The 24,202-nt window shown below is 37.7% G+C and carries 25 protein-coding genes; all 25 read left to right on the top strand.

Annotated features, from left to right (window positions below; genetic code table 11):
* Nucleotides 1-7: 7 nt before the first annotated feature.
* The 25 genes from ffh (at nucleotide 8) to fliF (ending at nucleotide 24,193) form a co-directional block, all read left to right on the top strand.
* The gene (ffh, locus tag ACFYKT_RS02440; protein WP_389214893.1) at nucleotides 8-1,360 is read left to right on the top strand and encodes a signal recognition particle protein; all 1,353 of its coding nucleotides are present in this window, start codon (nucleotides 8-10) and stop codon (nucleotides 1,358-1,360) included.
* Nucleotides 1,361-1,467: 107 nt separating this feature from the next.
* Complete coding sequence (rpsP, locus tag ACFYKT_RS02435) at nucleotides 1,468-1,740, top strand: 30S ribosomal protein S16 (RefSeq protein WP_053475639.1); 273 nt, start codon at nucleotides 1,468-1,470, stop codon at nucleotides 1,738-1,740.
* Between the two features lie 11 nt (nucleotides 1,741-1,751).
* Nucleotides 1,752-1,982, top strand: coding sequence for a KH domain-containing protein (locus ACFYKT_RS02430; RefSeq protein WP_389214890.1), 231 nt, complete (start codon nucleotides 1,752-1,754; stop codon nucleotides 1,980-1,982).
* A 97-nt stretch (nucleotides 1,983-2,079) separates the two neighbouring features.
* Nucleotides 2,080-2,466, top strand: coding sequence for a YlqD family protein (locus tag ACFYKT_RS02425; RefSeq protein ID WP_389214887.1), 387 nt, complete (start codon nucleotides 2,080-2,082; stop codon nucleotides 2,464-2,466).
* A 14-nt stretch (nucleotides 2,467-2,480) separates the two neighbouring features.
* Complete coding sequence (rimM, locus tag ACFYKT_RS02420; RefSeq protein WP_389214884.1) at nucleotides 2,481-2,999, top strand: ribosome maturation factor RimM; 519 nt, start codon at nucleotides 2,481-2,483, stop codon at nucleotides 2,997-2,999.
* Nucleotides 2,996-3,736, top strand: coding sequence for a tRNA (guanosine(37)-N1)-methyltransferase TrmD (gene trmD, locus ACFYKT_RS02415; RefSeq protein ID WP_389214881.1), 741 nt, complete (start codon nucleotides 2,996-2,998; stop codon nucleotides 3,734-3,736). The genes rimM and trmD overlap by 4 nt, the downstream gene beginning before the upstream one ends.
* A 142-nt stretch (nucleotides 3,737-3,878) precedes the next feature.
* Complete coding sequence (gene rplS / locus ACFYKT_RS02410; protein WP_389215406.1) at nucleotides 3,879-4,223, top strand: 50S ribosomal protein L19; 345 nt, start codon at nucleotides 3,879-3,881, stop codon at nucleotides 4,221-4,223.
* A gap of 389 nt (nucleotides 4,224-4,612) precedes the next feature.
* Nucleotides 4,613-5,164 carry a signal peptidase I gene (lepB, locus tag ACFYKT_RS02405; protein WP_389215403.1) on the top strand — a complete coding sequence of 184 codons (552 nt, stop codon included), beginning with the start codon at nucleotides 4,613-4,615 and terminating at the stop codon, nucleotides 5,162-5,164.
* Nucleotides 5,165-5,550: 386 nt separating this feature from the next.
* Nucleotides 5,551-6,423 carry a ribosome biogenesis GTPase YlqF gene (gene ylqF / locus ACFYKT_RS02400; protein WP_389214879.1) on the top strand — a complete coding sequence of 291 codons (873 nt, stop codon included), beginning with the start codon at nucleotides 5,551-5,553 and terminating at the stop codon, nucleotides 6,421-6,423.
* Nucleotides 6,424-6,527: 104 nt separating this feature from the next.
* Nucleotides 6,528-7,301: a ribonuclease HII gene (locus tag ACFYKT_RS02395; protein WP_389214876.1), complete on the top strand. Its 774-nt coding sequence runs from the start codon at nucleotides 6,528-6,530 to the stop codon at nucleotides 7,299-7,301.
* A 62-nt stretch (nucleotides 7,302-7,363) separates the two neighbouring features.
* Nucleotides 7,364-9,295 (top strand): hypothetical protein, encoded by a 1,932-nt coding sequence (locus ACFYKT_RS02390; protein WP_389214873.1) that lies wholly within the window; start codon nucleotides 7,364-7,366, stop codon nucleotides 9,293-9,295.
* On the top strand, nucleotides 9,292-9,606 hold the full coding sequence (locus ACFYKT_RS02385; RefSeq protein ID WP_389214870.1) for an EscU/YscU/HrcU family type III secretion system export apparatus switch protein: 315 nt from the start codon (nucleotides 9,292-9,294) through the stop codon (nucleotides 9,604-9,606). Before ACFYKT_RS02390 ends, ACFYKT_RS02385 begins: the two co-directional genes overlap by 4 nt.
* A 279-nt stretch (nucleotides 9,607-9,885) precedes the next feature.
* The gene (sucC, locus tag ACFYKT_RS02380; RefSeq protein WP_389214868.1) at nucleotides 9,886-11,046 is read left to right on the top strand and encodes an ADP-forming succinate--CoA ligase subunit beta; all 1,161 of its coding nucleotides are present in this window, start codon (nucleotides 9,886-9,888) and stop codon (nucleotides 11,044-11,046) included.
* Between the two features lie 29 nt (nucleotides 11,047-11,075).
* Nucleotides 11,076-11,978: a succinate--CoA ligase subunit alpha gene (sucD, locus tag ACFYKT_RS02375; protein WP_389214865.1), complete on the top strand. Its 903-nt coding sequence runs from the start codon at nucleotides 11,076-11,078 to the stop codon at nucleotides 11,976-11,978.
* A 150-nt stretch (nucleotides 11,979-12,128) separates the two neighbouring features.
* Entirely contained in the window at nucleotides 12,129-12,992 is an 864-nt protein-coding gene (dprA, locus tag ACFYKT_RS02370) for a DNA-processing protein DprA (protein WP_389214863.1), read from the top strand.
* Nucleotides 12,993-13,345: 353 nt separating this feature from the next.
* Nucleotides 13,346-15,421 carry a type I DNA topoisomerase gene (gene topA, locus ACFYKT_RS02365; RefSeq protein ID WP_389214860.1) on the top strand — a complete coding sequence of 692 codons (2,076 nt, stop codon included), beginning with the start codon at nucleotides 13,346-13,348 and terminating at the stop codon, nucleotides 15,419-15,421.
* A gap of 331 nt (nucleotides 15,422-15,752) precedes the next feature.
* On the top strand, nucleotides 15,753-17,066 hold the full coding sequence (gene trmFO / locus ACFYKT_RS02360; RefSeq protein ID WP_389214857.1) for an FADH(2)-oxidizing methylenetetrahydrofolate--tRNA-(uracil(54)-C(5))-methyltransferase TrmFO: 1,314 nt from the start codon (nucleotides 15,753-15,755) through the stop codon (nucleotides 17,064-17,066).
* Between the two features lie 54 nt (nucleotides 17,067-17,120).
* Nucleotides 17,121-18,026, top strand: a complete 906-nt coding sequence (xerC, locus tag ACFYKT_RS02355) for a tyrosine recombinase XerC (protein WP_389214855.1) — start codon at nucleotides 17,121-17,123, stop codon at nucleotides 18,024-18,026.
* A gap of 75 nt (nucleotides 18,027-18,101) precedes the next feature.
* The gene (gene hslV / locus ACFYKT_RS02350; protein ID WP_389214852.1) at nucleotides 18,102-18,644 is read left to right on the top strand and encodes an ATP-dependent protease subunit HslV; all 543 of its coding nucleotides are present in this window, start codon (nucleotides 18,102-18,104) and stop codon (nucleotides 18,642-18,644) included.
* 19 nt (nucleotides 18,645-18,663) lie between these two features.
* Nucleotides 18,664-20,070 carry an HslU--HslV peptidase ATPase subunit gene (gene hslU, locus ACFYKT_RS02345; RefSeq protein ID WP_389214849.1) on the top strand — a complete coding sequence of 469 codons (1,407 nt, stop codon included), beginning with the start codon at nucleotides 18,664-18,666 and terminating at the stop codon, nucleotides 20,068-20,070.
* Between the two features lie 98 nt (nucleotides 20,071-20,168).
* Nucleotides 20,169-20,948, top strand: coding sequence for a GTP-sensing pleiotropic transcriptional regulator CodY (codY, locus tag ACFYKT_RS02340; RefSeq protein ID WP_389214846.1), 780 nt, complete (start codon nucleotides 20,169-20,171; stop codon nucleotides 20,946-20,948).
* 401 nt (nucleotides 20,949-21,349) lie between these two features.
* Nucleotides 21,350-21,745 (top strand): flagellar basal body rod protein FlgB, encoded by a 396-nt coding sequence (flgB, locus tag ACFYKT_RS02335; RefSeq protein ID WP_389214843.1) that lies wholly within the window; start codon nucleotides 21,350-21,352, stop codon nucleotides 21,743-21,745.
* Between the two features lie 2 nt (nucleotides 21,746-21,747).
* Entirely contained in the window at nucleotides 21,748-22,206 is a 459-nt protein-coding gene (flgC, locus tag ACFYKT_RS02330; RefSeq protein ID WP_389214840.1) for a flagellar basal body rod protein FlgC, read from the top strand.
* Nucleotides 22,207-22,219: 13 nt separating this feature from the next.
* Nucleotides 22,220-22,528, top strand: coding sequence for a flagellar hook-basal body complex protein FliE (gene fliE / locus ACFYKT_RS02325; protein WP_389214837.1), 309 nt, complete (start codon nucleotides 22,220-22,222; stop codon nucleotides 22,526-22,528).
* A gap of 78 nt (nucleotides 22,529-22,606) precedes the next feature.
* The gene (gene fliF, locus ACFYKT_RS02320) at nucleotides 22,607-24,193 is read left to right on the top strand and encodes a flagellar basal-body MS-ring/collar protein FliF (protein WP_389214835.1); all 1,587 of its coding nucleotides are present in this window, start codon (nucleotides 22,607-22,609) and stop codon (nucleotides 24,191-24,193) included.
* The last annotated feature ends 9 nt before the right edge of the window (nucleotides 24,194-24,202 follow it).

Here is a 24,202-nt window from a genome sequence, read left to right as displayed (position 1 = left end):
CGGCAAGATGGCATTTGAAGGATTAGCCGACCGACTGCAGGGTACAATTCAGAAGATCCGCGGCAAGGGGAAAGTAAATGAAGCGGATGTAAAAGAAATGATGCGTGAAGTTCGTCTTGCCCTATTAGCAGCTGACGTTAACTTTAAGGTTGTTAAAGAGTTCGTCAAAAAGGTGAGTGAACGTGCTGTTGGGTCAGAAGTGTTAAAAAGCTTAACACCAGGACAACAGGTCATTAAGATTGTTAAAGAAGAGCTTACTGAATTAATGGGCGGTGAGCAAAGTAAAATTGCCGTCTCTAATCGTCCCCCAACTGTTATCATGATGGTTGGCTTACAAGGGGCAGGTAAAACAACGACAACAGGAAAATTGGCTAATTTGCTGCGCAAGAAATATAATCGTAACCCAATGCTAGTTGCAGCCGATATTTATCGTCCTGCTGCAATTAAACAGCTAGAAACTCTTGGCAAACAATTGAGTATGCCTGTTTTTTCACTGGGCGATCAAGTAAGCCCTGTTGAAATTGCTAAACAGGCAATTGCAAAGGCAAAAGAAGATCATAATGACTACGTCCTCATCGATACGGCAGGTCGATTGCATGTAGATGAAGCGTTGATGGAAGAGCTTAAGGAAATTAAAGAGCTCTCGAAACCAGATGAAATTTTCCTTGTTGTTGATGCAATGACTGGTCAAGATGCAGTTAATGTTGCGCAAAGCTTCAATGAATTGCTTGGTTTAACAGGTGTTGTGCTTACGAAGCTTGATGGTGATACCCGTGGGGGAGCAGCTTTATCGATTCGTTCTGTAACGAATACACCAATTAAATTTGTCGGTCTAGGTGAAAAATTAGATGCACTCGAATCCTTTCATCCAGAACGTATGGCTTCTCGGATTTTGGGGATGGGAGATGTCCTCACTCTAATTGAAAAGGCCCAAGCAAATGTGGATGAAGAGAAGGCAAAAGAGATCCAGCAGAAAATGCGGACAGCTTCTCTTACCTTTGATGACTTTTTGGAGCAATTAACGCAGGTCCGCAGTATGGGCCCTCTTGATGAGCTACTAAAAATGATGCCAGGGGCAAACAAAATAAAAGGCTTAAACAATCTTCAAGTGGATGAAAAGCAGATTACAAATGTTGAAGCGATCATTAAATCAATGACGAAGGATGAGAAGACTCATCCTGAAACGATTAATGCCAGCCGTCGCAAGCGTATTGCAAAGGGAAGCGGTACAACGGTTCCTGAAGTAAATCGATTGCTTAAGCAATTTGAAGACATGAAAAAAATGATGAAACAAATGACAGGAACATCGCCAAAAGGGAAGAAAAAAGGTGGATTTAAGCTACCATTTAATCCTTTTTAGATAAAAAAAGAAATTTTTTTGTACTGTAAAGAAAAAAACCTTTACAAACCAATCAGGAATCTGATAATATACTATCTTGTGTGAAACTATTCGGAGGTGCTTTAATAATGGCAGTAAAAATTCGTTTAAAACGTATGGGAGCTAATAAATCTCCTTTCTATCGTATCGTAGTAGCTGATTCTCGTTCACCACGTGATGGACGTTTCATTGAAACAGTAGGAACTTACAACCCGGTTGCACAACCAGCAATCGTTGAAATCAATGAAGAGCTAGCTCTTAAATGGCTTCAAACTGGTGCGAAGCCATCAGATACAGTTCGTAACCTTTTCTCTAAACAAGGCATTATGGAGAAATTCCATAACGCAAAAAACGGTAAGTAATTTATAGTAATATGAAAGAACTTATCGAGACGATTGTGAAGCCCCTTGTTGATTTTCCGGAAGAGGTTCAGGTAAATGTTCTTGAAGAAGAAAATCGCGTAACCTATCAGCTTTCTGTCAACAAGACTGACATGGGGAAAGTAATTGGGAAGCAAGGGCGCGTTGCAAAAGCAATACGAACGGTTGTCTATGCAGCTGGATCATCCCAGCAAAAGAAAATCTTCGTAGAGATTAGTGAATAAGGATAGAAGAAAAAGGAGGGTTTATACCCTCCTTTTTTTCCAATTATAAAATGTTTTTAGAACTAAACACGATTATAGCCTTTGGGAGGCGTTTTTGATGAAGATACTTCAATCTGTCGTGGTGAAGCGAGTTCTTACTGAGAAAAGCAAATTAGTGCTACTTGAGGGCTATTCGATAAAGAAGCAGCAGCTAGAAAAAGAGTGTGACCAACTTCAATTCGAATTAAAAAGGCTAGAAAAAACGAAAAAATTTCAACAAGGCAGTTTAAAGAGGCACTTTGAGAAAGAAATCCAAATGCGTCAAGAAAAAGCAAAGCTGCTTGATTTTCAAATTGAACAATTACATATACTACCATTGGGAAGCGAATTAAAAGAAAAAGAAGTGAAGGCGATAATCGAAGTAAGTGAAGGTGATCGCTGGGAAGATATACAAAGTGAGAAAACGATCATTATAAAAGATGGGATCGTTGATGAAATTCGTTAGAGGTGAAAAGAAAAATGGAAAAATGGTTTAATGTTGGAACGATTGTGAACACCCATGGAATTAAAGGTGAAGCAAGAGTTGTTTCGAAAACGGACTTTGCAGATGAACGCTATAAGCCTGGAAATAAATTGTTTTTGTTTATGCCTAATACAAATACGCCAATCGAACTTACAATCAAATCCCACCGTACTCATAAGTCCTTTGATCTGCTAATTTTTGAAGGGTACGAGGATATCAATGATATTGAAAAAATGAAGGGTGGCATTTTAAAGATATCAGAGACTCAACTTGGGAAGCTTGAGGATAATGAATTTTATTATCATGAAATTATTGGCTGTACAGTAGCAACAATGAATGGAGAAGAGATCGGGAAAATCCGTGAAATCCTTTCTCCGGGGGCGAACGATGTATGGGTAATTAAAGGAAAAGGCGGAAAAGATATATTAATACCTTATATTGAAGATGTAGTGAAAAAGGTAGACGTGAAGGAAAAGAATATTATTATTGATCCGATTGAGGGACTCTTGTCATGATGAAAATTGATGTTCTTACCCTTTTTCCAGAAATGTTTACTGGGGTCTTTGGTCATTCCATTTTAAAAAGGGCAGCAGAACAGAAGTCAGTTGAATACAATGTTGTTAATTTTAGGGAGTATGCCGATAATAAGCATCAAACCGTAGATGATTACCCATATGGTGGTGGGGCAGGTATGGTGTTAAAGCCCCAACCGATTTTTGATGCAGTAGCAGACTTGCGCGAAAAAGGATCATCATCACCTCGTGTGATTTTACTTTGTCCTCAAGGAGAAAGGTATACCCAAAAAAAGGCTGAAGAGCTTGCTAAATTAGATCATCTGCTGTTTATTTGTGGTCATTATGAAGGATATGATGAGAGAATTCGTGAGCATGTTGTAACAGATGAAATTTCCATTGGTGATTTTGTTTTAACTGGTGGAGAATTAGGTGCAATGGTTGTGATTGATAGTGTAGTCCGTCTACTGCCAGGTGTGCTTGGAAAGGAAGAATCCCATCTTAGTGACTCTTTTAGTACAGGCTTGCTAGAACATCCTCATTATACTCGCCCGGCAGATTTCAGAGGGATGAAAGTACCCGATGTTCTTATCTCAGGTAATCACCGTTTAATTGATGAATGGAGAACGAAAGAATCATTAAGAAGGACTGTACTTCGCAGACCAGATTTGCTTGAGCATATCAAATTATCTACTGAACAGAAAAAGTGGCTGGAAGAAATAAAAAAAGAGAGTAAATAGCATTGAACTTGTACGTCGGTTATGATAAAATACTCTTTGTGACTTAGGCTGAAGTTATTTTAGTTTTTGTCTTATTAAGATGTTCCGCTGCAATTGTTAGAAAAAGATATGCATGAGCATCTGTTGGAAGGAGTTGAAAACGATGCATAAATTAATTGAAGAAATCACAAAAGAACAACTTCGTACGGACCTTCCTGCTTTCCGTCCTGGTGATACTGTACGTGTACACGTTAGTATTGTTGAGGGAACACGTGAGCGTATTCAGGTGTATGAAGGAGTTGTGATTAAGCGTCGTGGTGGTGGAATTAGCGAAACTTTCACAGTTCGTAAGATTTCTTACGGTGTAGGCGTAGAGCGTACATTCCCTGTACACACACCAAAGATTGCGAAGCTTGAAGTACTTCGTCGCGGTAAAGTACGCCGTGCGAAACTTTACTACCTACGTAACCTACGTGGTAAAAAAGCTCGTATCAAAGAAATTCGATAATAAGAAAAGCGAAAAGGAGCTTGTTCATCAAGCTCCTTTTTCTTGATAAAGAAGTGGTAGTTTTTTGAAACTTTTTTCTAAAAGAGTGTTGAAAATGAATAAATAATATAATGAATTTTGTTGACAAAAAAGGTCGGTTGATTGGAGCATCTTGGAGCGGAAATCAACCTTTACCCACTAAGTTTTATTTAGCGTCAACATAATATTACATTATTGTTAAATAATAAATAAATAAAGTTCCGATTATGTTTTATGATAGAGATTTTTGTACAATAGAGTGGAGAAGTAAAACTTTTGTGTTTTCAAAGTTATTGATGTGGGGAATATTGACTTTTAATGCATCAGGTTTAATAACTGAATTTATTTTACAGAAGATTGGTGGGGAAATGATGGCAAAGAAGAAAAATGAACTATGGGAATGGGTAAAGGCATTAGTCATTGCTATTCTATTAGCAGCAGTTATTCGATACTTTTTATTTGCGCCGATTGTGGTTGATGGTTTATCCATGATGCCAACCTTGCATGATCAAGACAGAATGATTGTTAACAAGTTTGGATACAAAATTGGAAAGCCAGAACGATTTGATATTATTGTTTTTCATGCGCCAGAAAATAAAGACTACATAAAAAGAGTCATTGGCCTTCCAGGAGATCATATTGAATATAAAGACGATATCCTATATGTGAATGGCAAGGCATACGAAGAGCCTTACCTTGATGAATATAAAAGTCAGGTTATCGATGGTCCGCTGACAGAACCATTTACTCTTGAGGAAAAAATAGGTTCTGAAACAGTGCCAGAAGGTCATCTTTTTGTTATGGGGGATAACCGCCGTTACAGCAAGGATAGCCGACACATCGGATCTGTGCCAATGGAGAAAGTATTAGGGAATACGGGTATTATTTATTGGCCGATAGAAGATATAAGACTCGTAAAATAATGTCATCAATCAAAGAAGCAATCGAATATTCCCCGATTGCTTCAAATCCAACCTCTCGCCCTTCACCTCTATAAGTGCAATCATTCTCAAAGCGTAAAGTATCGGATTTATAAATTTGGCTCTTTTCTAAAAGATTGTTGATTTTTGAAAGGATTAAGTGAAAACCGTTGACAAATAAGGTTAGTTGATTGTAGCGGAAGGTGCGAGACTCCTGCGGGAGGAGTGGGACAGGTGAGACCCCACAGGAGCTTGTGCTCCGAGGAGGCTCACCGCCCACCCCGCGGAAAGCGAGCGACCTGGAGCGGAAATCAACTTCTACGAATTCGTGTTAAAACCAACAATGTTTGCAAAAATAGCCTTAAACTTCTAGAATGGAGGTGGCAGTCATGACTATTCAATGGTTCCCAGGTCATATGGCCAAAGCCCGAAGACAGGTAACAGAAAAACTTAAGCTTGTTGATATTATCTTTGAGCTTGTCGATGCAAGAATCCCATATTCTTCTCGCAATCCAATGATAGATGAGATCATACAGCATAAACCAAGATTAGTTCTTCTAAATAAAGCAGATATGGCAGATAAAGAGGCTACAAAACAGTGGATTAAGTATTTTCAAGACAAAGGAATTAAAGCCTTAGCCATTAATTCACAAGCAGGACAGGGAATGAAGGAGATTGTAGCTGCATCACAGGAAATTTTACAGGAGAAATTTGATCGGATGAGAGCGAAGGGTGTGAAGCCTAGAGCGATTCGAGCGATGATTGTAGGAATTCCGAATGCAGGGAAGTCAACTTTAATTAACAGACTGGCCAAAAAGAATATTGCTAAGACGGGAAATACACCAGGTGTAACGAAGGCGCAGCAATGGATTAAGGTTGGTAAAGAAATGGAACTGCTGGATACACCGGGAATTCTATGGCCGAAATTTGAGGATCAAGAGGTCGGCTTAAAACTTGCACTTACAGGGGCAATTAAGGATACCATTCTAAATTTGCAGGATATTGCCGTTTATGCACTTCGTTTTCTTGAAAGAAGATATCCTGTTCGAATGAAAGAGCGATATAAGCTTGAAGTGATTCCTGAAGATATCGTGGAGTTATTTGATGAAATAGGGAAGTTTCGAGGCTGCCTCATGGGTGGGGGAGAAATAGATTATGATAAGGTAACAGAATTGGTGATCAGAGAATTTCGATCAGAGAAATTAGGACCGATCACTTTAGAACTTCCTGATGAATTAAGTGAAACAATAAGTAACGAATAAAAAATATATAATCAAACTCTTACGGGGCCTTCGTTTAATAGAAGGCCTTCATTTTTTTGTCAAAAAGCCGATACATAGAGTATGGAAATTGAAGGGGAATCATAATGGACAAACTTACTATTCATGAAATCAAAGAAAAACTGCAGACAGAGGTTGAATTAGACAGTCCATTTATTCAATTAATTGCTAGAGATGAACGTAAAGGTGTCCAGCAGTTATTGAAAAAGTGGAGAGCAGGGAAAGAAAAGGAAAAAGAGTCATACGAAAAGCATCTTCAAATGACTATATATGAAAAAAAATATCAAGTTGAAGGTTACCAGCATATTGCTGGCATTGATGAAGTAGGAAGAGGTCCTCTTGCCGGTCCTGTCGTAGCAGCAGCGGTTATTTTACCTTCTGACTTTTATTTGCCTGGCCTAGATGATTCAAAAAAACTATCTGAACAAAAACGGAATGAGTATTTTGAGATTATTCAAGCGGAGGCACTTAGTGTCAGTGTTGGAATGATTGAGGTAGATGAAATTGATCGAATAAATATTTTTGAAGCAACAAAAAAAGCGATGAATATAGCAATAGCTGGATTAAATGTGTCACCTGATTTTCTTCTTGTGGATGCTGTTAAGCTCCAAACACCTTATCCTCAGGAATCCATCATTAAAGGGGATGGGAAGAGTATATCCATTGCAGCAGCTTCAATTATTGCAAAAGTAACGCGAGACCGCTTAATGATAGAAATGGAAGCAGAATATCCGGGATATGGTTTTTCGCAGCATATGGGGTATGGGACAAAAGGGCATTTATCCGCGATTGAAAGATTAGGGATTACACCCCACCACCGTAAAAGCTTTGCTCCTATTAAGAATTATGTATCAGTGTAAGCCTGACAACGCATCTTTTGCTCGCATAATCCAATAAATAAGTGGAGAAGAAGGTGAAGCTCATGAGAGCAGTGAATATTGTCCAGGATATGATAAGGCAAGAAAAAGTAATGACTAACTCGAGCAAAGGGTTATCCTTTAGACCGGGACAAATTTTTAGCGGTAAAGTATTGAAACTTTTTCCTAATCAGATTGCTGAAGTACAGATCGGCTCACAAAAGGTTATTGCTCAATTAGAAGTTGGCTTATCTGTTAATGACCGCCACCTTTTTCAAGTTCAATCTAGTGAAGGGCAGGTTCGTCTTAAAGTATTGGAACAACCGAATGGAAAGGGAAAACAGCCTTTGGTTGAGAATCTTTTAAAACAGTTAAATTTGCCTGCTACGAAAGAACATGTTTCCTTGCTCCAATTTTTCTTAAAAGAACAGCTTCCAATTACGAAAGAGGTCATGCATAACGCGGCAGAATGGCTGAAGAGCAGCCCTTCATTTCAAGAAGGTCTGCAAAGTATTCATTTGCTGCTTTCTAAGCAGCTCCCATTTACGAAAGATGTATTTCTTTCAATGTCCTCAGTTATGAAGAATGAATCTGTCTCAGTACTGATGGATAATCTTAAAGCGGAGTTACTGAGAAGTCATTCGACCGAAACAGCTAATAGACTAGAAAACCTTTTATCCGAGATGACAGTAACGGAAAGAGAAAAATTTAACACAACTGCAATGACTAAAATTGTAAAGGAATGGCTTGGATCAGCGGATCCTGTTCAAGCTAAAACAGCCTTTAGTCTACTTCAGAATCTTGGATTTCTATCTACTGATGCAAATGAAGAAGAAATGATGAGCAAAATTGTAGAAAAATGGATTAATGCAGAAGGAACTAAAGCCGCGCAGTTAAGTAGTCCCTCTATTGCAAGTATATTATCTGAGATAATTGATAAGAACGGGGCAGGTAAACGAGAAGAAGTTATACTATCCTTAGCAAAGCTCCAATTCCATCTAAAGAACAGTTCTGCTTCAATGGGATCCAAAGTAGCAAATGAGATTCAACAAATTCTTTCTGGAATTAGAGAGAATAATCTAGCGGTCCCATTAAGCGAAAAAACGATTCAATTAATAACTAAACCTATAGTTAACTTGATCTTATCTGATTCAAATTTAAGTGATACTCAAAATTCTGCCATTATGAAACAGGTACTTTCGTTTTTGAATCAATCAGAGCAAGCATTTTCACAAATAGCAAAGATTTTTTCAATGGATACGGTGAAAGTAGCTGTAGGATTTTCAAAAGAGGAGCAGGCTTTGCTAACTAGAATAAAAGCAGAGGTTCAATTAACTGGTATGCAGTGGGAAAATCCAGATGTGGTGAAAGATCAAATGAAACATTTAATAAGATCAATGGGTTTTTCGTATGAACACGATGCCTTGAATAGTATAAAGAATCAAGAAGTGGGAGTCGAACAGAAAATTGAAACACTTAAACCGCTCCTGATGCAGCTATTAAGCGAGGAACAGCCTTCAGCTATGAGAGAGGCAGCGGAGAAGCTACTGCACAAAATTACAGGGCTGCAAGTATTGTCACAGGATATTGGTCCAATCCAGCAATATGTTTTACAGATTCCACTATCATTCTGGGAGATGAAATCAGACTTAACTATGCAATGGAGTGGGAGGAAAACAGAAAAAGGGACAATTGATCCTAATTTTTGCCGTGTTCTTTTTTATTTAAATCTCAATTATATAAATGAAACAATCGTTGATCTGCAGGTTCAAAACCGAGTAATGAATATTTCGATTATAAATGAGAAAAATGATCTGCGTTTGTTGGCAGAGCCATTTTTATTCAATTTAAAGGAAAGATTAGCAAAAATAAATTATCAGCTTTCTTCCATAACTTTTGAAAAGCCAGTAGATAACAAGGTGAACAACGATCAAATGACGACTGTCTCATCCTATATGCGACCTAGTAACTTTAATGGGGTTGATTTTCGAATATGAATAAACAGGAAAAGAACCTGCGAAAAGAAGCGGTTGCCTTAACATATGATAAATATGGAAAAGATGCCCCGAGAATTGCTGCGAAGGGGAAGGGTTTAGTTGCAGAGAGTATCCTTGAACAAGCAAAGGAACATCATATTCCGATTCAAGAGGATCCATCATTAGTAGAGCTACTTGGAAAGCTCGAAATAAATGAACAAATTCCAGAAGAATTGTATCAAGCTGTAGCAGAAATCTTTGCTTTTATTTACAGAACAGATCAAGCTGCTCAAAAAAAGGGTCGTTCTTTATCGAAGTCTAATAGGCTGTAAGACTTTGCTGAATTTGTACTATCTATCTATTAATTTAGGTTAGGGGTAATAGAAAAGCTTGTCAGGCTTTTCTATTACCTCCTTTTTTCTTATATTAAAAAAATAATTCCTTCTGCTTAGATAAGGAATCCCCTAGTAAACTGGGCTTGCAAAGATTATTAATTTTAGAAATTTTAAAAGAAATATAATATTTCCCTAATAAAGGTGGACAAGGTTTGTGTAGTTTTATAAAATGAAAGCGCAGTCTATTTTTGTAATGAGTTTATAGGAGGATGGGAAATGAATATCCATGAGTACCAAGGTAAAGAAATCCTCAGAAAATACGGGGTAGCAGTACCAAATGGAAAAGTTGCTTTCACAGTTGAAGAAGCAGTTGAAGCAGCAAAGGAATTAGGCACACAGGTTTGTGTTGTAAAGGCACAAATCCATGCAGGTGGCCGTGGTAAGGCTGGTGGTGTTAAAGTTGCGAAGAATTTAGATGAAGTACGTACATATGCAAATGAAATTCTCGGCAAAACACTTGTCACACATCAAACAGGTCCAGAAGGAAAAGAAGTAAAACGCCTACTTATTGAAGAAGGCTGTGACATTAAGAAAGAATACTATATTGGTTTAGTACTAGACCGTGCAACTTCTCGCGTTGTTTTAATGGCTTCTGAAGAAGGCGGAACGGAAATTGAAGAAGTGGCAGAAAAGACTCCGGAGAAAATTTTCAAAGAGGAAATTGATCCAGTTGTAGGCTTAAGTGCATATCAAGCGCGTCGAATCGCTTTCAATATTAACATTCCGAAAGAATTAGTCGGACAAGCTGTGAAGTTTATGCTGAGCCTATACACTGCTTACATTGAAAAGGATTGCTCAATCGCTGAAATTAACCCGCTAGTGGTGACAGGCGATGGAAAAGTCATGGCATTAGATGCGAAATTAAACTTCGATTCCAATGCACTATACCGTCAAAAGGATATTCTAGAGTACCGTGACCTTGAAGAAGAGGATGCAAAAGAAATTGAAGCATCTAAATATGATCTAAGCTATATTTCATTAGATGGAAATATTGGCTGCATGGTTAATGGTGCGGGTCTTGCGATGGCTACGATGGATATCATCAAACATTATGGCGGCGACCCGGCGAACTTCCTTGATGTTGGGGGCGGTGCTACAGCTGAAAAGGTTACGGAAGCATTCAAAATTATTCTTTCTGATTCAAATGTAAAAGGGATTTTCGTTAATATCTTTGGTGGAATCATGAAGTGTGACGTTATCGCAACAGGTGTTGTTGAAGCTGCCAAGCAAGTTGGATTACAAGTACCATTAGTTGTACGTTTGGAAGGTACGAATGTAGACTTAGGTAAGAAAATTCTTGCTGAATCTGATATTGAGATTGTTGCAGCAGAGTCTATGGCTGACGGTGCACAAAAAATTGTTTCCTTAGTTGGCTAAGCGATTTTCGATAAGAAAGGGGAATTGACGTGAGCGTTTTTATTAATAAAGATACAAAAGTTATTGTTCAAGGGATTACGGGTTCAACAGCCCTTTTTCATACAAAACAAATGCTTGAGTACGGTACGAAAATTGTTGGAGGAACTTCACCTGGAAAAGGCGGTTCTGAAGTAGAAGGCGTGCCAGTATTCAATACAGTACAAGAAGCAGTAAAAGCTACTGGCGCAACTGCATCAGTTATTTACGTTCCAGCTCCTTTTGCAGCAGATGCGATTCTAGAGGCAGTTGATGCTGAGCTAGATTTAGCGATCTGTATTACTGAACATATCCCTGTATTAGATATGGTTAAAGTGAAACGCTATATGGAAGGCAAGAAAACACGTCTTGTCGGTCCGAACTGTCCTGGTGTCATCACTCCTGATGAGTGTAAAATTGGTATCATGCCTGGATACATCCATACAAAAGGTCATGTGGGAGTTGTTTCCCGTTCTGGAACGTTAACATATGAAGCTGTTCATCAATTAACAGAGGCTGGCCTTGGTCAAACGACTGCAGTTGGTATCGGTGGGGACCCAGTTAACGGAACAAACTTCATCGATGTCTTAAAAGCATTCAATGAAGATCCTGAAACATATGCGGTTATCATGATCGGTGAAATCGGCGGAACAGCAGAAGAAGAAGCTGCTGAATGGGTGAAAGCTAATATGACAAAGCCTGTTGTTGGCTTTATTGGTGGACGTACGGCACCTCCAGGAAAAAGAATGGGCCATGCTGGTGCAATCATTTCTGGCGGTAAAGGTACTGCTGATGAGAAAATCCGTGTGATGAACGAGTGTGGAATTGAAGTAGCGGATACACCATCTGTAATGGGTGAAACGTTAATTAAGGTTCTTAAAGAAAAAGGTCTTTATGACCAATGTAAGACACACTAAAAGTACGATTATAAACTGAAATATCTAAGTTAGTCCCCTCTAAAAGGGGGACTATTTATTCATCCCCTCATTTTATATCCCCGTCAGTCAGATGTAATCCCATTAGATAGATGACTACATAAATTAAATATCTTTTTTGGAGGTTTTTAGATGGATGACTTTACATTAAGGCTTGTTCATTTACATCATTGTAGAGGGATAGGCTGGTCCGCAATTCTAAAAATATTAAAGCTGGATCCAGAGCTTAAGTCACTTTATCACTACACGCGCAATAACTTTAATCTTCAACCATCCTCATTTCAAACTGCTCTAGCTGACCTTCAATCCGACCATATTTATAAACAAATTCGTGAATACTCCTCAATAGGCATTCGAATGATCACTATTTTTGATGATGATTATCCCGTATTACTAAAGGAAACTTATCAGCCTCCGTGGGTTCTGTATGCAAAAGGTGATGTGTCCTTATTGAAGAAAGAAAAACATTTAGCTGTTGTTGGGTCAAGGCGGTTTACCGAGTATGGAGAAAATGCGATCAATTACTTATTCCCTAAATTAATTGAAAAAGGAATTGTGATAGTTAGTGGGCTGGCTGCAGGCATTGACACAGTCGCTCATCATTCCGCAATAAATCATGGGGGGAAAACAATCGGTGTAATTGCTGGAGGATTTTTTCATATTTATCCGCAAACAAATAAAAGGCTTGCTTCTGAAATGATGAAAAATCATTTAATTATTTCTGAATATCCACCTGATACTAAACCAGAAAGATGGCAATTCCCCATGAGGAATCGGGTGATAAGCGGAATAAGCAGAGGAACATTAGTTGTTCAGGCAAAAAGTAAAAGTGGCTCATTAATAACTGCGAATTTTGCAGTACAGGAAGGAAGAGAAGTATTTGCTCTCCCAGGAAATATTTTTAGTATACACTCTTCGGGAACAAATGAACTCATTCAGCAAGGGGCAAAGCTCATTCAAACGCCGGAAGACATCTTAGAAGAATTAATATATTAATCTTTATGTATTATTTTCTTTGAATTGTTGTATAATTTCTAAAAAACATATTCTTTAGATTTAATGAAAGATTTATGTTAAAGTATAAAAGCATTTTATGAAAAGTATTTTTCAAATTAAGATAATGTTTGACAAATACGCAAAATATGTACAATAATAGTGAGTATTTCATGCATACAATAAAAAAATATACATTTAGATGAAAAATAGGCTATAATCATTTTTCAGTGGCAGTCATTTGCCCAGATCTTATATATATTGAATTAATACGATTGATCAATCGTTTCATACATGCGAATAAACACTAAGAACTAGCAGTATTTTCTAAAAATCCCTCTTAAGGAGGACTATTAATGTCAGAGTTTCTTGTAATCGTTGAGTCTCCCGCGAAGGCAAAGACGATTGAGCGCTATCTTGGAAAAAAATATAAGGTAAGAGCATCTATGGGCCATATTCGTGATTTACCAAAAAGCCAAATGGGTGTTTATAAAGAAAATCATTTTGAACCAAAATATATAACTATCCGCGGTAAGGGTCCTGTTTTAAAAGAATTAAAGACAGCAGCCAAAAAAGCAAAAAAAATCTATCTGGCAGCTGACCCGGATCGTGAAGGTGAGGCAATTGCCTGGCATTTGGCTCATAGCTTAAATATGGATGTCACATCCGATTGCCGAGTCGTTTTTAATGAAATTACAAAGGATGCAATTAAAGAATCGTTTAAGCACCCTCGACCAATAAATATGGATCTAGTTGATGCGCAACAAGCGAGAAGAGTTCTCGATCGACTTGTTGGTTATAATATAAGTCCTTTATTATGGAAGAAAGTAAAAAAGGGTTTAAGCGCAGGACGGGTTCAATCGGTAGCTGTCCGCTTAATCATTGATAGGGAGAAGGAAATTAAAGCCTTTATTCCTGAAGAGTACTGGTCCATTGATGGGGAGTTTCTTAAAGGGAAAGAGTCATTTGAAGGAACATTTTATGGGATTGATAATGAAAAGCTTGAATTGAGATCTGAAGAAGAAGTAGAAAATGTACTTGGTAAGATGAAAGGCAATAAGTTTCAAGTTTCATCTGTAACCAAAAAAGAGCGAAAACGAAATCCTGCATCACCTTTCACTACTTCTTCTCTTCAGCAAGAAGCGGCAAGGAAATTAAATTTCCGGGCAAAAAAGACAATGATGCTTGCACAGCAGCTTTATGAAGGGATAGACCTTGGCAAGGAAGGAACTGTTGGATTAATCACATATATGAGAACAGATTCTACTCGTATTTCAGAAGTTGCCCAAGGTGAAGCTTCCCAATATATTGAACAATCCTATGGAAAAGAGTTCTTAGCAACAGACAAGAAAAAGGAAAAGAAAAAATCAAATACCCAAGACGCCCATGAAGCGATACGTCCGACTAGTATATTGAAAGAACCGTCAAGCCTAAAGGAATATCTCTCAAGAGATCAGCTTCGTCTTTATCGGCTCATATGGGAACGTTTTGTAGCTAGCCAAATGGCTTCAGCGATTATGGATACAATGAGTGTCGATTTGAAAAATGAAAATGTTATTTTTAGAGCTACTGGTTCTAAAGTGAAATTCCCAGGATTTATGAAGGTTTATGTTGAAGGCACTGATGATTCGAATGAGGAAAAAGATAAGATGCTTCCCGATCTTCAAGAAGGGGATATCATTCTAAAAAAGGATATTGAACCAAAACAACATTTTACTCAGCCGCCACCAAGATATACGGAGGCAAGACTTGTTAAAACATTAGAGGAGCGTGGCATTGGCCGTCCCTCTACTTTCGCCCCTACATTGGATACAATCCAAAAGCGAGGATATGTAGCTCTAGATAATAAAAGATTTATACCAACAGAGCTGGGTGAGATTGTTTTAGAATTAATTCTTGAGTTTTTCCCTGATATTCTTGATATTGAATTTACTGCTAAAATGGAAAAGGATCTGGACCATATTGAAGAAGGAAAAGTCAATTGGGTTCAAATTATTGATGACTTTTACGGTGATTTTGAAAGGCATCTAGAAAAGGCAGAAAAAGAAATGCAAGAAGTAGAAATTAAGGATGAACCTGCTGGTGAAGATTGTGAACATTGCGGAAACCCGATGGTATTTAAAATGGGCCGATACGGTAAGTTTATGGCATGCAGCAATTTCCCAGATTGTCGCAATACAAAAGCGATTGTTAAAGAGATTGGTGTAAAGTGCCCGAAATGTAATGAAGGTAATATAATAGAAAGAAAAAGTAAGAAACGCCGGATTTTTTATGGATGTGACCGGTTCCCTGAATGCGACTTTATTTCTTGGGACAAACCTTTGCCACGCAGTTGTCCAAAATGCGAAAACCTTCTTGTAGAAAAGAAGCTGAAAAAAGGTGTCCAAGTGCAATGTGTAGAATGTGACTACAAGGAAGAGAAGCAAAGTTAAGGGTGGGCTTAATGGCTCACTCTTTTCTACTTGTCTTATGCTTGTCGGGGGTGAACAAGCCGCTTGCGCTTTTCGAGTTGTCTAGCTCCAGCGGCTAGGGGCTCGAGGTCATAAGCCAATCTGACAAAAAGGTTAAAGAACAACCTTTCTGCCAGCTTGTCTTATGCTTGTCGCCCCTGAGCAAGCCGCTTCCGCTTTTCTTGTAAGCATGAAACTTTTTTATTTTTAATTCGTAATGTAGAATGCAAGATGGTTGTTAAAGAGGGAAAAGTAAGAAAGAGTTTTTTTGATAGAGTAATTAAGCATATACATATCTGGGGGTTCATATAAAATGAATGAAATAGCAGTGAATGTAATTGGTGCTGGATTAGCTGGAAGTGAGGCTGCATGGCAAATTGCTAATCGTGGCATTCAAGTACGTCTATACGAAATGCGGCCAGTGAAACAAACACCAGCCCACCATACGGACAAATTTGCTGAACTAGTATGCAGCAACTCGTTAAGGGCGAACACGCTAACAAATGCGGTAGGTGTCCTTAAAGAGGAAATGAGAAAATTGAATTCGGTTATTATCAATTCTGCTGATGCTTGTGCAGTTCCAGCAGGAGGTGCTTTAGCAGTAGACCGACATGAGTTTGCCGCTTTAGTTACGGAAAAAGTAAGGAATCATCCGAATGTGACTGTCTTTTCTGAAGAAGTGACAGAGATTCCTGAAGGCCCAACTATTATTGCGACAGGACCGCTTACTAGTGAAGCATTGTCGGCAAAGTTAAAAGAGTTATCTGGGGAAGACTATTTGTATTTTTATGATGCGGCCGCTCCTATTATTGAAAAAGAATCAATTAATATGGATAAGGTATATTTAAAGTCACGATATGATAAAGGGGAAGCAGCGTACCTGAACTGTCCAATGACAGAAGAAGAATTCGATAAATTTTATGAGGCATTGATTTCTGCTGAAACGGTTCCATTAAAAGAATTTGAAAAAGAGATCTTTTTTGAAGGTTGTATGCCGATCGAAGTAATGGCTGGGAGAGGAAAGAAAACGATGTTGTTCGGACCGATGAAGCCAGTAGGTTTAGAGGATCCGAAAACAGGGAAAAGGCCATTTGCAGTTGTCCAGCTTCGCCAGGACGATGCAGCGGGAACACTGTATAATATCGTTGGATTCCAAACTCATTTAAAATGGGGGCCGCAAAAGGAAGTCATTCAATTAATACCTGGATTGGAAAATGCCGAAATTGTTCGTTATGGGGTAATGCACCGTAATACTTTTATTAATTCACCTAAAGTATTACGTCCTACTTACCAATTTATCAATCGAGATAATCTATTTTTTGCTGGGCAAATGACCGGAGTAGAAGGTTATGTGGAGTCGGCAGCAAGCGGTTTAGTTGCTGGAATAAATGCTGCTCGGTTAGTAAATGGGGAAGAGCTGCTTGAATTTCCACATGAAACGACAATCGGAAGTATGTCGAGATATATAACTTCTGCAAATGAAAAGAGCTTTCAGCCGATGAATGCAAATTTCGGTTTGCTCCCGGATCTTCCTATGAAAATTAAAGGGAAAAAAGAAAGAAATGAACAGCATGCATCAAGAGCTTTAGAAACAATTCAGAACTTTTTGAAAAATAAGGGAATTTAATTGCATGGGCTTTTAAAATATGATACTATTTAGAAGCCCTTGTGAGGTGGTGTAATGGATCTAAATGTGAACAATTCGTTAACTTTGTTTATTGAATATTTACAAATTGAGAAAAATTATTCACAATATACTATTGAGCATTATCACCATGACATTAGAGAATTCTTTATGTTCATGTCTGAACAAACAATTGAAACACTTAATGAAGTTAAGTATTTTGATGTTCGGATTTATTTAACAAGACTGTACAATGAAAAATTTGCAAGACGGACGGTTGCGAGGAAAATCTCCTGCCTTCGAAGTTTCTTTAAGTTTTTGGTTAGAGAGGGTCTGGTTGCAGAAAACCCTTTTGCGTTGGCTTCTATTCCGAAAGCCGAGAAAAAGCTTCCTGAATTTTTTTATGAAGAAGAAATGCAAGCTTTATTTAATGCTTGTGAGACGGAAACTTTATTAGGGCAACGAAATAAAGCGTTACTAGAACTACTCTATGCCACTGGTATGCGTGTAAGTGAATGCAGTCAAATCCGCATGAAGGATCTTGATATGTATCTTTCAACAGTGCTTGTACATGGAAAGGGCAATAAACAGCGTTATATTCCGTTTGGAAGCTTTGCGCATGATGCCCTAGAGCATTACATACACAATAGCCGAAAGAGCCTTATGTCAAAAAGGGATTCTCCGAATGAATATTTATTTTTGAATTTTCGAGGAGGTCAATTAACGGCTCGAGGAATAAGATTGATCCTTAATAAAATGATTGAACAATCAGCCTTAACAGGTAAAATACATCCACATATGCTCAGACATACGTTCGCCACCCATTTACTTGGGAATGGTGCTGATATGAGAACGGTTCAGGAGTTATTAGGTCACGCTTTCTTGTCATCGACTCAAATTTATACACATGTAACGAATGAATATTTAAGAAAAACATATATGACCCATCATCCCAGGGCATAAAATGAGATTTCTTTCATTCAGGCAAAATGTTGGCTAGTACTTGACGATAGGTATAAAGCAAAAGGAGGATTAATCATGTCTCAATTCCACGCTACAACTATTTTCGCAGTCCAGCATAATGGAAATTGTGCAATGGCTGGAGACGGTCAGGTGACTTTTGGAAATGCTGTTGTGATGAAGCACACTGCAAGAAAGGTAAGGAAGCTGTTTAATGGAAAGGTAATTGCTGGATTTGCAGGCTCAGTTGCTGATGCATTTACTTTATTTGAAATGTTTGAAGGGAAACTAGAAGAGTATAATGGGAATTTACAACGTGCAGCTGTAGAACTTGCCAAACAATGGAGAAGCGATAAAGTTTTACGCAAGTTGGAAGCAATGCTAATTGTTATGAATGCTGAAAGCTTGCTTCTTATTTCAGGAACGGGTGAAGTAATCGAACCGGATGATGGCGTTTTAGCTATTGGTTCTGGAGGCAATTATGCATTGGCTGCTGGAAGATCCTTAAAGCGTTTCGCAGGTGAACATTTGTCAGCAAATGAAATTGCTAAAGCATCCCTAGAGATGGCAGCTGAAATATGCGTTTATACAAATACAAATATCATTGTGGAAGAACTTTAAGGGAAGGTGTGCTAAATCGATGGTTAAAGGAACGAACTTAACACCCCGCCAAATTGTTGAAAAGCTGGATCAATTTATTATTGGTCAAAAGGATGCGAAGAAGGCAGTTGCTGTTGCGCTAAGAAACAGATATCGCCGTGGTTTGCTTGATGATAAGCTTCGGGACGAGATCAGCCCTAAGAATATTTTAATGATTGGACCTACTGGTGTTGGTAAAACGGAAATTGCGCGCCGGATGGCGAAAATTGTCGGAGCTCCATTTGTTAAGGTTGAAGCAACGAAATTTACAGAAGTCGGATATGTAGGCAGAGATGTTGAATCGATGGTAAGAGATTTAGTTGAAACATCTGTACGTCTTGTTAAAGAAGAAAAGATGGCTAGTGTTAGGGAACGGGCAGAAGACAGTGCAAACCGGATTATTGTTGAATTGTTAGTGCCATCAAATAAAAAATCTGTTAATTACAAAAACCCGCTTGAAATGTTATTCGGTGGTGGAAATGTTCAAACAGAAGAAGAAAATAATTCAACAGATGATTGGGATCTTAAAGGAAAACGCAAGGTTGTAAAAGAAAAACTTGCACTTGGTGAGCTTGAAAATGAACTGATTACGGTTGAGTTGGAAGAACAACAGCCATCCATGTTCGATATGCTCCAAGGGTCTGGTATGGAACAGATGGGTATGAATATGCAGGATGCCCTGAGTGGTATGATGCCTAAACGTCGTAAAAAAAGAAAATTGACTGTCAGTGAAGCAAGAAAGGTTCTTACAAACGAAGAAGCTCAAAAGTTAATTGACATGGATGAAGTCACACAAGAGGCTGTCTTCCGTGCTGAGCAATCTGGGATCATCTTTATCGATGAGATTGATAAAATTGCTAGTAAAAATAGCGGTGGTTCAACTGCTGATGTATCACGTGAAGGGGTACAGAGGGATATTCTGCCGGTAGTTGAAGGTTCAACAGTAGTGACTAAATATGGTTCTGTAAAAACAGATCATGTTTTGTTTATGGCAGCAGGAGCATTTCATATGGCAAAGCCATCCGATTTAATTCCTGAATTACAAGGGCGGTTTCCAATTCGTGTGGAGCTTACAAAGCTGACTGTTGAAGACTTTTTTAATATCTTAGTGGAGCCTGATAATGCATTAATTAAACAATATGAGGCATTATTAGAAACTGAAGGTATACAAATTGAATTTTCTGACGATGCTATTCGTAGGATTGCTGAATTTGCATTTGAAGTAAATCAGAATACAGATAATATTGGAGCCCGACGACTTCATACTATTATGGAGAAATTACTAGAAGATTTATCATTTGAAGCACCAGAGATTACCTTAGAAAAAATAGCTATTACACCTCAATATGTTGAGGAAAAATTGGGAGCAATCTCACGAAATAAAGATTTAAGTCAATTCATTTTGTAGAAATTGGTTTAAGTTGTTAGTAAAGTGGTAGACAGGTTAAGGTAACAATAATAAAAAGAAAAAATAGGACTTGTGTTTAGCATTTAGGAGGAAGAAAAATGGATTTATTAACAAGAACAAGAAAAATTAATGCAATGCTTCAAAGAGCTGCTGGAAAACCAGTGAATTTCAAAGAGATGGCAGAAATACTTAGTGATGTTATTGAAGCAAATATTTATGTTGTTAGCAGAAGAGGAAAGCTTTTAGGCTATGCTGCCAATCAACAGATTGAAAATGATCGAATGAAAAAGATGTTTGAGGATCGCCAATTCCCTGAAGAATATACAAATAGTTTGTTTAATATCCAGGAAACTTCTTCAAATATAGACATTGAAAGTCAATACACAGCATTCCCTGTTGAGAACAAAGATTTATTTAGCAATGGCTTAACAACAATTGTTCCGATCATTGGTGGTGGGGATCGTCTTGGCACACTTATTCTTGCAAGGCTACAAGAGCAATTCCATGACGATGATTTAATTCTTGCTGAATATGGTGCAACGGTTGTTGGTATGGAAATTCTTCGCGAAAAAGCTGAAGAAATTGAAGAAGAGGCACGTAGTAAAGCAGTTGTTCAAATGGCCATTAGTTCACTTTCATACAGCGAACTTGAAGCAATCGAGCATATTTTTGAGGAGCTTAACGGAAAGGAAGGCTTACTTGTTGCATCGAAAATTGCTGATCGAGTTGGGATCACAAGATCAGTTATTGTAAATGCATTAAGAAAGTTAGAAAGTGCTGGTGTTATCGAATCACGTTCATTAGGGATGAAAGGTACGTATATTAAAGTACTTAATGATAAATTTTTACAGGAATTAGAAAAATTAAAATCAAATTAATTATCTTGCAAAAGGCGCCAATCTTTAATAGATGGCGTTTTTTTTGTTACAAAGACATGACAAAGTGAAAGATACATGTGCATGGTAAAAATTCACTATACTTTCCTACTCAACAACGACTAAGGCACTTGCATTTTTCTTATATGTTTTTAATGGACTTTAATAATTAAATTCGGAAATTCGTAATTATTTACAGTGTTTTCCTGTATCAGAACTGCAGTTATACTTTTATAATAAAAATGAGTCCAATGTCATGAGAAAAGATCCTGTTGTGGATGGACATATTATTTCATTTTCTTTACAATGAAATATAGATCGACAAATTACGGTATTTATCACCAAAATGTTACAATTTCTATTAATAAATTTAACATTGAAATGTATAATAATGAGGTGCTTATATGAAATTATTTTCTAATACGATTTCAACACTAGAAAATGGTTTGAATTATTCTTCACTTAAACAAAAGGTTATCTCGCAAAATATTGCTAATGAAGCAACACCGGGATACAAAGCGAAGGATGTCAGTTTCAAAGAGACATTGCAAACGACTGTGAATCAATCACTTGCTGCTAATCGTACAAATAATCGACATTTTGATTTTAAAGTTAGTGAGTCTTCAAACCAAGGGATCGTTACGAGAAAAAATGTATCATTCAATGAAAATGGGAACAGTGTTGATATAGATAATGAAATGGCTGATTTGGCAACAAATCAAATCTATTACAATGCATTGATTGATAGAATGAGTGGTAAATTCTCTAGTTTACAAAATGTAATTAGAGGTGGGAAGTAATCATGACAATTTTTCATAGTATGAATAATACTGCCTCTGCATTATCAGCTCAACGATTACGGATGGATGTAATTTCTTCAAATATGGCGAATGTTGATTCAACAAGAGCCAATTATGTAAATGGGGAATGGCAGCCATATAAACGGAAAACAGTTGTACTCCAACCAAAGGAAGGCCAGTTTTCTAGCTTTCTAAATGTTGCAATGAACAAAAGTGATAGCCAATCCGTTGGCAATGGGGTTAAAGTATCAAAGGTTATAGAAGATGAAACCCCATTTAAACTTGTATATAATCCTGAACATCCTGATGCAAATGCTGAAGGCTATGTTGAACTCCCGAATGTTGACCCTTTACGGGAAATGGTTGATTTAATTAGTGCCACAAGATCGTATGAAGCAAATGTTACAGTCTTTAATGCTTCAAAAGGCATGATGATGAAGGCACTTGAAATTGGTAAGTAAAGGAGTGAACTAAATGAAAAATGTAGGATTTCAACCAGTTGCAAATATTTTTAAACCTCAAACTGAGAATAAGACTCGTACATATACACCGTACGAAGCTCAGCAAAGCTTTGCTTCTGTATTGAAGGAGTCTATTGATAAAGTAAATGAATCTCAAATTCAATCGGATAAAATGACAGATAAACTTGTAAAGGGAGAGGCTGTTGATTTGCATCAAGTGATGATTGCCTCACAAAAAGCTAGTATTACTATGCAAGCAACATTAGAAATTCGCAATAAAGTTATAGAGGCCTATCAAGAAACAATGAGGATGCAAGTTTAATAGATTAATTGAGCTAAGAACTAATAATTTGCGGTTATTAGCAGCCTTTAATTGAGTCAGAATAACCGGGGGATTGAAATGAACGAATCGCTTCGAAGGTATAAAGATAAAGCTATGGAATATTTGAGTAGCCGAACCAAAAAGCAAAAGATCATGCTTTTTGGTTCAGCTCTTTTATTGATTATAATAATTGCATTAATATCTTTTCTTACTACAAGAACAACTCTAGTGCCACTTTATAGCAATCTTACTCCATCTGAAACTGGCACAATTAAAGAAAATCTAGACGGTAGAGGAATCACTTCCGAAATTGCTGATGGTGGAACGACAATAAAGGTGCCAGAAGAGGTAGTTGATACACTAAAAGTTGAATTAGCTGCTGAAGGAATTCCTAAATCCGGCAGTATCGATTATTCATTTTTTAGTCAGAATGCTGGTATTGGGATGACTGAAAATGAATTTAACGTATTAAAGTTAGATGCAATGCAGTCTGAACTAGCAGGTCTTATGAAGGGGATTGATGGTGTTCAGGATGCAAAGGTAATGATTAATTTACCTGAGAAAGGTATTTTTGTCAGCGACCCATCTGAAGCTGCGTCTGCTGCTATCATTCTTAATACTAAACCAGGCCACCAGTTTGAAGAATCTCAAATTCGAGCACTCTATCATTTGGTTTCGAAAAGTATTCCTAATCTGCCTACAGATAATATCGTCATAACTAACCAATTGTTTGAGGATTTTGAGTTAAAAGATAGTGATAATTCTTCACCAAGTTCTACTTTTGCTGCTCAGCACGAAATTAAGAAACAAATTGAAAAGGATGTTCAACGACAAGTACAAAGTATGCTTGGCACATTAATGGGGCCAGGGAATGTCGTTGTTTCAGTTTCAACTGATATTGATTTCACTCAGGAAAATCGGGAAGAGAACCTTGTGACTCCAGTTAATGAAGAGGATATGGAAGGGATTGCAATTAGCGCCCAAAAAATTACTGAAACCTTTACTGGAAATGGAGATGCTGCTGGAGGAACTCCTCAAGGAGAAGATCCAGCTGATGCACTTGGAAGCAGCTATCTAGAAGGCAATGGAGCAAATGGTGATTACGAGAAAATTGAAGAAACAATTAATAATGAAGTAAACAAAATTCGTAAAGAAATTGTTGAAAGTCCATATAAGGTAAGAGACTTAGGTATTCAGGTGATGGTAAATCCTCCAGAAGAAGGGGAGCTTCCACAGGAAAGATTAGATGATATTACAAAGATCCTTGGAACGATTGTACGTACGACAATTGATAAACAAGCAAGTAATGGAGAATTGACAGAAGAGGATATCAATGAAAAAGTTGTCGTTTCTGTCCAGCCATTTAACGGAAAAGTAGAGTTTCCAACTGAATCTAAGCCTGTTATGCCAATGTGGGCCTATATTGTTGGAGGAATTCTTCTAGTAATTATTGGACTGTTAATTTTCCTATATATTAGAGCCAAAAGGAAACGTGTGGAGGAAGAGGAAGACCTCGCTGTACAGGAAGAACAATTACAGGTGCCAGATGTTAATGTAGAACATGAAACTGAGAGCACGATGCGAAAGAAACAGCTTGAGAAGATGGCAAAGGAAAAACCGGAAGACTTTGCAAAGCTCTTACGTACATGGATTGCTGAAGATTAGGGGGAATGA

The organism is Cytobacillus mangrovibacter (assembly GCF_042865275.1).
Lineage (GTDB): Bacteria > Bacillota > Bacilli > Bacillales > Cytobacillaceae > Cytobacillus > Cytobacillus mangrovibacter.
The sequence above is the reverse complement of the archived record's forward strand: the minus strand, read 5'-3'. Positions and strand labels throughout refer to the sequence as shown.

Bases quoted from the DNA above. Each gene is read 5' to 3' on its own strand.
- fliE (WP_389214837.1), top strand. From the start codon at position 22,220: ATGAAAAATGTAGGATTTCAACCAGTTGCAAATATTTTTAAACCTCAA.
- trmD (WP_389214881.1), top strand. From the start codon at position 2,996: ATGATGAAAATTGATGTTCTTACCCTTTTTCCAGAAATGTTTACTGGG.
- xerC (WP_389214855.1), top strand. From the start codon at position 17,121: ATGGATCTAAATGTGAACAATTCGTTAACTTTGTTTATTGAATATTTA.
- codY (WP_389214846.1), top strand. From the start codon at position 20,169: ATGGATTTATTAACAAGAACAAGAAAAATTAATGCAATGCTTCAAAGA.
- rplS (WP_389215406.1), top strand. From the start codon at position 3,879: ATGCATAAATTAATTGAAGAAATCACAAAAGAACAACTTCGTACGGAC.
- ACFYKT_RS02425 (WP_389214887.1), top strand. From the start codon at position 2,080: ATGAAGATACTTCAATCTGTCGTGGTGAAGCGAGTTCTTACTGAGAAA.
- ACFYKT_RS02395 (WP_389214876.1), top strand. From the start codon at position 6,528: ATGGACAAACTTACTATTCATGAAATCAAAGAAAAACTGCAGACAGAG.
- hslU (WP_389214849.1), top strand. From the start codon at position 18,664: ATGGTTAAAGGAACGAACTTAACACCCCGCCAAATTGTTGAAAAGCTG.
- sucC (WP_389214868.1), top strand. From the start codon at position 9,886: ATGAATATCCATGAGTACCAAGGTAAAGAAATCCTCAGAAAATACGGG.
- rimM (WP_389214884.1), top strand. From the start codon at position 2,481: ATGGAAAAATGGTTTAATGTTGGAACGATTGTGAACACCCATGGAATT.
- flgB (WP_389214843.1), top strand. From the start codon at position 21,350: ATGAAATTATTTTCTAATACGATTTCAACACTAGAAAATGGTTTGAAT.
- rpsP (WP_053475639.1), top strand. From the start codon at position 1,468: ATGGCAGTAAAAATTCGTTTAAAACGTATGGGAGCTAATAAATCTCCT.
- ACFYKT_RS02385 (WP_389214870.1), top strand. From the start codon at position 9,292: ATGAATAAACAGGAAAAGAACCTGCGAAAAGAAGCGGTTGCCTTAACA.
- trmFO (WP_389214857.1), top strand. From the start codon at position 15,753: ATGAATGAAATAGCAGTGAATGTAATTGGTGCTGGATTAGCTGGAAGT.
- fliF (WP_389214835.1), top strand. From the start codon at position 22,607: ATGAACGAATCGCTTCGAAGGTATAAAGATAAAGCTATGGAATATTTG.
- ylqF (WP_389214879.1), top strand. From the start codon at position 5,551: ATGACTATTCAATGGTTCCCAGGTCATATGGCCAAAGCCCGAAGACAG.
- flgC (WP_389214840.1), top strand. From the start codon at position 21,748: ATGACAATTTTTCATAGTATGAATAATACTGCCTCTGCATTATCAGCT.
- topA (WP_389214860.1), top strand. From the start codon at position 13,346: ATGTCAGAGTTTCTTGTAATCGTTGAGTCTCCCGCGAAGGCAAAGACG.
- hslV (WP_389214852.1), top strand. From the start codon at position 18,102: ATGTCTCAATTCCACGCTACAACTATTTTCGCAGTCCAGCATAATGGA.
- lepB (WP_389215403.1), top strand. From the start codon at position 4,613: ATGGCAAAGAAGAAAAATGAACTATGGGAATGGGTAAAGGCATTAGTC.
- ACFYKT_RS02430 (WP_389214890.1), top strand. From the start codon at position 1,752: ATGAAAGAACTTATCGAGACGATTGTGAAGCCCCTTGTTGATTTTCCG.
- ACFYKT_RS02390 (WP_389214873.1), top strand. From the start codon at position 7,364: ATGAGAGCAGTGAATATTGTCCAGGATATGATAAGGCAAGAAAAAGTA.
- dprA (WP_389214863.1), top strand. From the start codon at position 12,129: ATGGATGACTTTACATTAAGGCTTGTTCATTTACATCATTGTAGAGGG.
- ffh (WP_389214893.1), top strand. From the start codon at position 8: ATGGCATTTGAAGGATTAGCCGACCGACTGCAGGGTACAATTCAGAAG.